Source organism: Burkholderia sp. SIMBA_051 (assembly GCF_046534915.1).
Taxonomy (GTDB): domain Bacteria; phylum Pseudomonadota; class Gammaproteobacteria; order Burkholderiales; family Burkholderiaceae; genus Burkholderia; species Burkholderia ambifaria.
In genome coordinates this window covers 284776-293778 of record NZ_JAWRXS010000010.1, presented here as the reverse complement: position 1 = coordinate 293778, position 9003 = coordinate 284776, and the positions used below count along the sequence as shown (strand labels likewise).

The window sequence follows — 9003 nt, the reverse complement described above, 5'->3', positions numbered from 1 at the left end:
ATCGTCTTCGCCTGCTCGTCGGTGAGCAGCGAAGCGTCGAACTTGTCCCACGGAATGTCCTTCTCCATGTCCCAGCGGACAGCTTCGAGCGACCTGTAAAGTTCCGGATAAAGCATGGTGTTCATGATGGTCCCACCCCTGTTCTGCGCAATGCGACTTCTCTAAACGTGACTGTTGCCGCGTACGCGCGCGAGCGCGCTTTTCGCAGCCAAGACTCTAATTTTACGCGGGAATCCAGCCGCCGGACGCAGATTCCGCATCCGGCTGCCAGGCGGCCGCGCCGCCGCCTCGACGCACGCCGCAGCCCCGCTCCGCTCGAACGGAGCCGGCCGCGCGTGCCTCATGTGGGGGCCGGCGCAAGCCGGCTCGTTGACGAGCCGGCCCCGGCGTCACACGGCTCCCGGACGGGTTCTCCGTACGGCTGCCGGACGGCAGGCTGCTCGATATGGTGTATACGGCGGCGGCCATGATAGCACGCACCCATGACGGTTCCGAGACGCCGGGCCGGTCGTGCGCCGCCCACGGCGGTGCGGCGATCGGTCGCGGGCGGGCGTCGCGAAAACACAACCGATCTGTAAGGCGCATCTGCCTCAGCGCCATTTCCGGGGACCTGACTCACATCAGACCCGTATTTCGCCCGTCGCGATACCGCCTGCCGGCGGCGTGCCGGTGGGCGGTGCGCTGCAGCCATCGGCCCCCGCGATCCACTCCGCCAGCGTGTCGCGCTGCGCGCGCCCGTCGCGGTAGCCGAGCTCGATCAGCTCGCGCGTGAACGCCTCCTCGAACAGCAGGTAGCTCGCGAACGACGCGCCGGCCGGCTGGCTGCCGCCGATCGCGCCGAGCAGCCCGCGCATCGTGGCCGGCATCTGCTTCAGGTGTTTCGCGGCGATCAGCTCGATGCGCTCGGACGGCGCGATCGCGAGCACGTCCACGTGCCGCCAGCCGCTGTCCACTTCGACCTGCTGCGGCAGGTGCTCGATCATCCGGTTGATGTGCTCGATGCGCTCGATGTCCGCGCCGATCGAGTCGAGAAACACGCTCGCAAGCACCTGCTGGCCGATCTGCGCGAGCGTCGGATAGCCGCGCACCCGTCCCGAACCGTTCGCGGCGGGAATCTCGGGCCGCGGATCGGCCGCGCCGATCACGACGATCCGGTTCGCGCCGAAGTGGATCGCCGGCGACAGCGGCGCGACCTGCCGGATCGACCCGTCGCCGAAGTACTCGACCTGTCCGTCGAGCACGAGCGGCACGGCCGGGAACACGAACGGAATGGCCGACGACGCGAGCAGGTGCGACGCCGACAGGTCGACGAGCCGCGCGGTGCGCTGCGCGCGCCGCCATGCCTGGATCGGCTCGGCGGCCTGGTAGAACGTCAGGTGCCGCCCGCTCGAATAGCTGAGCGCCGTGATCGACAGCGCATGCAGCAGCCGGCTCTCGAGCATCTGCTCGATCCGGTGGAAACTCAGCTCGCGCTGCAGCAGGTGCGCGAGCGGCGCGTTGTCGAGCAGCCCGCGCGGCGAACGGCGTGCCGCCCAGCCGAAGCTCATCGCCGCGAGCCAGCGTGCACCCGCCGCCGCGATGCCGAGCCAGTCGGTGCGATACACATAGTCCGCGCGCAGCGGCTCCCAGAATTCGAGCAGGCGCCGCACGCCGTGCGAAAAATCGTCCGCGTGGCTCGCGATCGACGTTGCATTGATCGCGCCGGCCGACGAGCCGCATACGACCGAAAACGGCACCGTATGCCGCTGCGGATCGGCCTCGCGCGCGATCTCGGCCAGCGCCTTCAGCACGCCGACCTGGTAGGCGGCGCGAGCGCCGCCCCCCATCAGAACGAGCGCGAGCCGCATGATCGACCTGCCATCCGGTTCGCGTCAGGTCGAGCGCTTCGGCGGACGCGTTTCGGGCGACGAAGCGGCCGCCGCGCGCGCCGCGGCCGAACCGGACGGCTTCGCGCGCTTCGCGGCCGGCTTGCGCGGCGCGGCGGCAGCGGCCGGTGCGGGCGGTTCTGCCGGCGTCGTCGGCGCAGGCTGCGCGGCCTGCGCGGGCGACGCATCGTCCGGCTGATCGGCCTGCACGCCCGGCTGCGTCATCGCAAGGCTCGCGAGCTGGTTGAACTGCGCCTGCAGCAGATTCCACCAGCCGGCCGGGTCGAACGCCTGTTGCGCGTCGCCTGCGGGCGGCGCGTCGGTAGCGCCAGCGCCCGGCGCTTGCTGCGCATCGGCGCGCGGCGCGGACGCCGCTTGCGCGGCGGCGACCGCGGCTTCCTCGGCCGCCGACATCGAGCTCTGCGCGAATGCGCCGAACGCACGCAGCGTCGCGAGCGTCGCGCGCTGCACCTCGAGCGCCTGGATCGCGGACTGCAGCATCCCGAGATTGAGCTTGAGCCATTGCTCGACCGCGCGCAGATCGGTGATCCGCTTGTCGAGCTCCTCGACGCTCGTGAGCGGCGCCATCATGTCGGACATGCTCGACAGCGACGGCGGCAACCCCGACGCGGCGCCCGGAAACGACGCCATCCCGCCGAACGGCGACATCCGCATCATGTCCCACATCCGGTCGAGCATGTCGGCAGGCTTGAAACCGGCAAAGCCGGCGAAAGGATTGGAGCCGGAGGCTTCGTTCGTCATTACGGGCATCCTGGTTGACTGGGGTGAGCGAAGCGGCCGGCACGGGTCGCGCGGCCGCCCTGGTTCGATGATAGCGCGCGTCAGAACGGTGCGTCGCCGGGGAAGTCGGGCGGGCGCCGCTCGCGCAGCGAGCGGATGCCTTCCTGCACGTCGGGCCCGGAGAAGCCCATGAATTCGAGCGCGAGCGACGTATCGAACGTCGGCCCGGCGCTGCGCAGCCAGTTGTTCAGTGCGTACTTGGTCCAGCGGATCGCCGACTGCGACCCGTGCGCGAGCCGCTCCGCGACTTCGTACGCCTTCGGCAGCAGGTCGGCCGGCTCGACCGCGAGCGACACGAGGCCGATCCGCTCGGCCTCCTCGCCGCTCACCGGCTCGCACAGCAGCAGGTAGTACTTCGCCTTCGCCATCCCGCACAACAGCGGCCACACGATCGCCGCATGATCGCCGGCCGCGACGCCGAGCCGCGTATGACCGTCGATGATGCGCGCATCCTTCGCTGCGATCGAGATGTCGGCGAGCAGCCCGGCGACGAGCCCCGCGCCGACGGCCGGGCCGTGCATCGCGGAGACGATCGGCTTGCTGCAGTTGATCACGTTGTAGACGAGGTCGCGCGCCTCGCGCCACACGCGGGCGCGCACGTCGAAGTCGTTCGCCATCGCCTCGACGAGCGCGAGATCGCCGCCCGCCGAAAAGCCCTTGCCCTCGCCGCGGATCACCGCGACGCGCGTATCGGGATCGCGGTCGACGTCGCGCCAGATGTCGGCGAGTTCGCGATGCATGCGTTCGTTCGCGGTCGCGAGGCCGCTGCGGTTAGCGCCCTCGCCGCTCATCACGATATCGAGCACGCCATGCTCGCGGCGCGTCACCTTCAATGCTTCGTAACCGCCGTATGCGGCAAGATCGGCCATGCGCAGCTCCCGGTGCTTGAGGCGTTTGAAACGCCTGAATCGAGTGTAGCCAAGCCCGCGCGGGCAAACATCGGGCGAAACCCGGCGCGCGGGCCGGGAGCCGGGCTTCGCGCGTGCGTCAGGCCGCGCCGTCGGGCGGTGCGACCGACTGCTCGATCGCGCCGAAGATCGACTTGCCGGCCGCGTCGAACATCTCGATGCGCACGGTGTCGCCATAGCGCATGAATTCGGTCTGCGGCGCGCCGTGCTCGATCGTCTCGAGGCAGCGCTTCTCGGCGATGCAGCAGTAGCCGCGCTTCGCGTCCTTGTTCGACACGGTGCCCGAGCCGACGATCGAGCCGGCACGCAGGTTGCGCGTCTTCGCCGCATGCGCGACCAGCTGGCCGAAGTGGAACACCATGTCGGTGCCCGCGTCGGGCTGGCCGACCTTCTTGCCGTTCCAGTGGACGATCATCGGCCGGTGCACGCGGCCTTCGCGCCATTCGTCGCCGAGCTCGTCGAGCGTCACCGCCACCGGTGCGAACGCGGTGGCCGGCTTGCTCTGGAAGAAGCCGAAGCCTTTCGCGAGTTCGGCCGGAATCAGGTTGCGCAACGACACGTCGTTCACGAGCGTGACGAGCCGCACGGCCTTCAGCGCGTCGTCGGGCGATGCGCTCATCGGCACGTCGCCGGTGATCACCGCGAGTTCGGCCTCGAAGTCGATGCCCCACTCCTCGGACGCGCACACGATGTCGTCGCGCGCGCCGAGGAAGTCGTCGCTGCCGCCCTGGTACATCAGCGGATCGGTCCAGAACTCCGGCGGCATCTCGGCGCCGCGCGCGCGGCGCACGAGCTCGACGTGATTCACGTACGCGGAGCCGTCGGCCCACTGGAACGCGCGCGGCAGCGGCGCCATGCAGTTCGCCGGATCGAACGCGAACGCGTTGCGTGCGCGGCCGTGGTTCAGCGCGTCGGACAGGTCGCGCAGTTGCGGCGCGTAGAACGCCCAGTCGTCGAGGACGCGCTGCAGCGTCGGTGCGATCGCATCGGCGATCGCCGCGGTGTGCAGGTCGCGCGACACGACGATCAGCTGGCCGTCGCGCGTGCCGTCCTTCAGCGATGCAAGTTTCATGGGTGTCTGCCGTTGTAGTGACGATGGAGGGAATCTATTTTACGATGGTGAATCCACGCGGCGCGCCACGATCGTGCGTGCCGCTTTCGTCCCGACCCTTGCCGCCTTTCCGCGCCCCCGTTGCCCATGCCCGCCAACCCGCTTCCCGACGACGAACTCGCTGATTCCGACACCGACGACACCGGCTCCGGCGAGCATGGCGAAGGCGGCGAGAAGGTCCGCTCCGGCATCCAGTCGATCGAGGTCGGCTTCCGCCTGCTCGAAGTGCTGACGAGCGAGCCGCGCGCGATGATGCTGCGCGACCTCGCGCAGCGCGCGGGCATGAGTCCTGCGAAGGCGCACCGCTACCTGGTGAGCTTCTCGCGGCTCGGCGTCGTGTCGCAGGATCCCGTGTCGGGCCGCTACGAACTCGGCGGCTTCGCGCTGCAGATGGGCCTCGCGCGGCTCGCGCGCGTGGACGGCGTGAAGCTCGCGCGGATCGCGCTGACCGAGTTGCGCGACCGCGTCGATCAGACGGTCGGCATCGCGGTGTGGGGCAATCAGGGCCCGACGATCGTGCACTGGATGGAATCGAGCCACCCCGCGAAGGCGTCGCTGAAGCTCGGCGACGTGATGCCGCTGCTCGGCTCCGCGACGGGCCTGCTGTTCGCCGCGTACCTGCCGCGCAGCAAGACCGCGGCGATGCTCGAACGCGAGCTCGCCGACACGCGCCGCTCGCCGCATCACGGCGGCCCGCGCACGCTCGAGGAAGTCGACGCGGTGCTCGCCGACGTGCGCGCGCATCAGGCCGCACGCGTCGAAGGGATGCTGCTGCCGACGATCCACGCGTTCTGCATGCCGGTGTTCGATGCGGTCGGCGAACTGGCGCTCGCGATCGTCGCGCTCGGTCAGGAAGGCACGTTCGACATCGCATGGGGCGGCGAGATCGACACCGCGCTGCGCGCATGCGCGCAGAAACTGTCTTACGAACTCGGCTATAGTCCGGACGCGCGCGACGCCTGACACGCGACGCGCGCGACACCCGGGCGAATGCGCGCGATGCAGCGCGAACGCGCGGCGCGGCCGGCAGTCCGATGGGTGTGACGTGCGGTCGTGACGTGCCGTTGTGACGTGCCGTTGCGACGTGCCGCAGCGATGTACGTCATGCACGATCCGCCACGACCGCCTCAACCCTGTTCCGTTTTCGCCGATGCCGCCTGCCGACACCCGTTCTCGTCACGTCCTGCCCCGCCACTGGCTGCGCGCGGGCATCGCGATCGTCGTCGTGCTGGTGCTGCATGCGCTCGCCGCGTTGTGGCTGACGCGCAACCGCGAATCGTTCACGCCGCCCGCGCCCGCCGAGATCCCGGTGCAGATCGAATTGCTGAAGCCGCGGCCGATCGAGCGCCAGCCCGCGCCGAAGCCGGCCGAACCTCAAGCCGAACATCAGGCCCAGCCAGCGCCGGCGAAGCCGGCTCCCGCCGCACCCAAGCCCGCGCCATCACCCGAGCCCGTACTGACGTCGACGCAGACGGCCGAGCACGGCGAGCCGCCGCCGGCCTCCGCCTCCGCCGCGAGCGGCACGGCAGGCGCATCGGGCGCGCACGCGGCATCGGCCAGCGGCGCCAGCAGCGCCGCGACGCCGGGCCCCGCGACGAGCGGCGTGAAGTTCGTGGCGCCGTCATCCGGCGATCTGCAATACGATACGTTCTACAACGGGATGCAGAACATGATCGGCACGATCCACTGGCGCACCGACGGACACACCTACGACCTGTCGGTGTCGATGCCCGTGCCGTTCGTCGGTCCGTTCACGTACCGCAGCGAAGGCCGCATCGACGCGTTCGGTGTGGCCCCCGACCGATATGTCGAGAAACGCGGCAAGCGCCCCGAGGACATCGCGATCTTCAACCGCGAGATTCGCCAGGTCGTCTTCACGCGCACGCCGAACAACGCACCGCTGCCCGACGGCGTGCAGGATCGCTTCAGCATGCTGATGCAGTTGTCGGGGCTCGTGCGCGGCAATCCGTCCGCGTACAAGCCGGGCGTCACGCAGCAGTTCTTCGTGATCGACAACAACAGCGGCGAGACCTGGCCGATCACGGTGATCGGCGACGAGGACGTGCAGACGCAAACCGGCATCGTCCGCGCGCGGCACTTCATGCGGTTGCCGCGCCGCGCCGGCGACACGCGCCGCATCGACATGTGGCTCGCGCCGTCGCTCGACTGGTTGCCCGCAAGGCTCGTACAATCGGAACCGAACGGTGCGCAGATCGAATTGCTTTGGCATGGCCGGCTCGCGCCGCCGGACGCACCGGCCGACGGGGTGACGCCACGCGCAACAAATGCGCCCGACAGCGCGCCCGCCAGCATGCCGGCCACCGTGGCACCCGCCGCGGAGCCGGCACAACCGGCACAACCGCTACAACCCGCGCCGCCGGCTGACGTGCAACCATCGGCGCCCACGGGTTCACCGCCTGCGTCGACGCCGCCCGCGCCGTGATGACCGACAGATCGGCAATTTCGACCGATTAAAGTTGTTGGCCGAAATGGCCGATGACACTCTTTAACAACTATTTCAGTGCACCGGATCACAATAAGAAACGTTTGATAGACATCGGCTTCTAACCAATACACCCCACGCAAACGGGAGAACGGGGTGTGCAGCGCAAGCCCCTTGAAACCGGCACGGCCTGCCCCACCTACGGAGCAACAAGGCCAGATGCCACTGCGAAGAGGAGTGCCGCCATGCAAATGATCTACAACAGCCCCAATTACTGCGTCGTCGAATTTGCGCCGCAGGCCGGTCACCATCTGATGAATGCCGGCGGATACGAAATCGTCGACAAGAACGCGCAGCGCGAGATTTTCATCGACGGCGAACTTGCCGAGCGTTTCCGCGCACACGTGAAGCAGCTGATCGAGGACGAGCCGTCGCTCGACGAAGTGGACGAATTCCTCGGACAGTTCGACAGCCTGATGATGATGCCCGTCGTCCTGCACTGACGACATCCGGTCCGGCGCATCGCCGGGCCCATCGCCGCGCACTGCGCGGCGTCGCGAGCACTCTGATCCACGCCCCCGTCCGGTTCGCCGGCGGGGGTTTTCGTTTGATGGGCCCCGTGCGCCGCCAGGCGTGCTTCGTTGCTCGAACAACACTCGCCCGTGCGCGTCGCGCCGGCCCCGCTGCCCGCGCCGCGCGAGCCCGGGCGGCGCCCCGGCGCACCGGCTACAATGACGGTTTTCCCGTCTTCGCCGGTCTTCCGCCATGTCTGCGACCCCTCTCGCTGCTTCCGTCCCGCTCGACGCGCGCTACACGCGCGGCGCCGAACTGCCCGCGCTGCTGAAATCGCGCATCCTGATCCTCGACGGCGCGATGGGCACGATGATCCAGCGCTACAAACTCGACGAGGCCGCCTATCGCGGCGAGCGCTTCAAGGACTTCCCGCGCGACATCAAGGGCAACAACGAGCTGCTGTCGCTCACGCAGCCGCAGATCATCCGCGAGATCCACGACCAGTACTTCGCGGCCGGCGCGGACATCGTCGAAACCAACACGTTCGGCGCGACGACGGTCGCGCAGGCCGACTACGGGATGGAAGACCTCGTCGTCGAGATGAACATCGAATCGGCGCGGCTCGCGCGCGAATCGGCCGTGCGCTACGCGACGCCCGACAAACCGCGCTTCGTCGCGGGCGCGATCGGGCCGACGCCGAAGACGGCGAGCATCTCGCCGGACGTCAACGACCCGGGCGCGCGCAACGTCACGTTCGACGAACTGCGCAGCGCGTATTACCAGCAGGCGAAGGCGCTGCTCGACGGCGGCGTCGACCTGTTCCTCGTCGAGACGATCTTCGACACGCTGAACGCGAAGGCCGCGCTGTTCGCGCTCGACGAATTGTTCGAGGGCACCGGCGAGCGCCTGCCGATCATGATCTCGGGCACCGTGACCGACGCGTCGGGCCGCATCCTGTCGGGCCAGACGGTCGAGGCGTTCTGGAATTCGCTGCGCCACGCGAAGCCGCTCACGTTCGGCCTGAACTGCGCGCTCGGCGCGGCGCTGATGCGCCCGTACATCGCCGAGCTCGCGAAGCTGTGCGACACCTACGTGTCGTGCTACCCGAACGCGGGCCTGCCGAACCCGATGAGCGACACCGGTTTCGACGAGACGCCGGACGTCACGTCGGGCCTGCTGAAGGAATTCGCGCAAGCCGGGCTCGTGAACCTCGCGGGCGGCTGCTGCGGCACGACGCCCGAGCACATCGCCGAGATCGCGAAGGCGCTCGCCGATGTGAAACCGCGCCGCTGGCCGAGCCACTACAGCGACGCCGCCTGACCGACCGCCCCAACGCCCGCCCTACCTCACACGAATTCGCAC

Annotated in this window: 8 protein-coding genes and 1 pseudogene; 4 read left to right on the top strand and 5 right to left on the bottom strand. The window is 69.0% G+C overall.

Annotated elements, in window-relative coordinates:
• From SB771_RS25060 to SB771_RS25040, 5 genes and pseudogenes are all read right to left on the bottom strand, one after another.
• Positions 1-125: pseudogene (locus SB771_RS25060) on the bottom strand (ferritin-like domain-containing protein); the annotation flags it as partial.
• A 495-nt stretch (positions 126-620) separates the two neighbouring features.
• On the bottom strand, positions 621-1847 hold the full coding sequence (locus SB771_RS25055; RefSeq protein ID WP_175662522.1) for a patatin-like phospholipase family protein: 1227 nt from the start codon (positions 1845-1847) through the stop codon (positions 621-623).
• 24 nt (positions 1848-1871) lie between these two features.
• The gene (locus SB771_RS25050; RefSeq protein WP_175662523.1) at positions 1872-2627 is read right to left on the bottom strand and encodes a PhaM family polyhydroxyalkanoate granule multifunctional regulatory protein; all 756 of its coding nucleotides are present in this window, start codon (positions 2625-2627) and stop codon (positions 1872-1874) included.
• Between the two features lie 80 nt (positions 2628-2707).
• Positions 2708-3535: an enoyl-CoA hydratase/isomerase family protein gene (locus tag SB771_RS25045; protein WP_006755702.1), complete on the bottom strand. Its 828-nt coding sequence runs from the start codon at positions 3533-3535 to the stop codon at positions 2708-2710.
• Between the two features lie 118 nt (positions 3536-3653).
• Positions 3654-4646, bottom strand: a complete 993-nt coding sequence (locus SB771_RS25040) for a fumarylacetoacetate hydrolase family protein (protein WP_175662524.1) — start codon at positions 4644-4646, stop codon at positions 3654-3656.
• A 126-nt stretch (positions 4647-4772) separates the two neighbouring features.
• Between SB771_RS25040 and SB771_RS25035 the strand changes: the two genes are divergently transcribed.
• From SB771_RS25035 to SB771_RS25020, 4 genes are all read left to right on the top strand, one after another.
• Positions 4773-5648 carry an IclR family transcriptional regulator gene (locus SB771_RS25035; protein ID WP_175662525.1) on the top strand — a complete coding sequence of 292 codons (876 nt, stop codon included), beginning with the start codon at positions 4773-4775 and terminating at the stop codon, positions 5646-5648.
• Positions 5649-5835: 187 nt separating this feature from the next.
• A complete protein-coding gene (locus SB771_RS25030) occupies positions 5836-7128 on the top strand; it encodes a DUF3108 domain-containing protein (RefSeq protein ID WP_175662526.1) in 1293 nt (430 codons plus the stop codon).
• 245 nt (positions 7129-7373) lie between these two features.
• Positions 7374-7631, top strand: a complete 258-nt coding sequence (locus SB771_RS25025) for a DUF3567 domain-containing protein (protein WP_006477667.1) — start codon at positions 7374-7376, stop codon at positions 7629-7631.
• A 262-nt stretch (positions 7632-7893) separates the two neighbouring features.
• Positions 7894-8961: a homocysteine S-methyltransferase family protein gene (locus SB771_RS25020; protein ID WP_175662527.1), complete on the top strand. Its 1068-nt coding sequence runs from the start codon at positions 7894-7896 to the stop codon at positions 8959-8961.
• Positions 8962-9003: the final 42 nt, after the last annotated feature.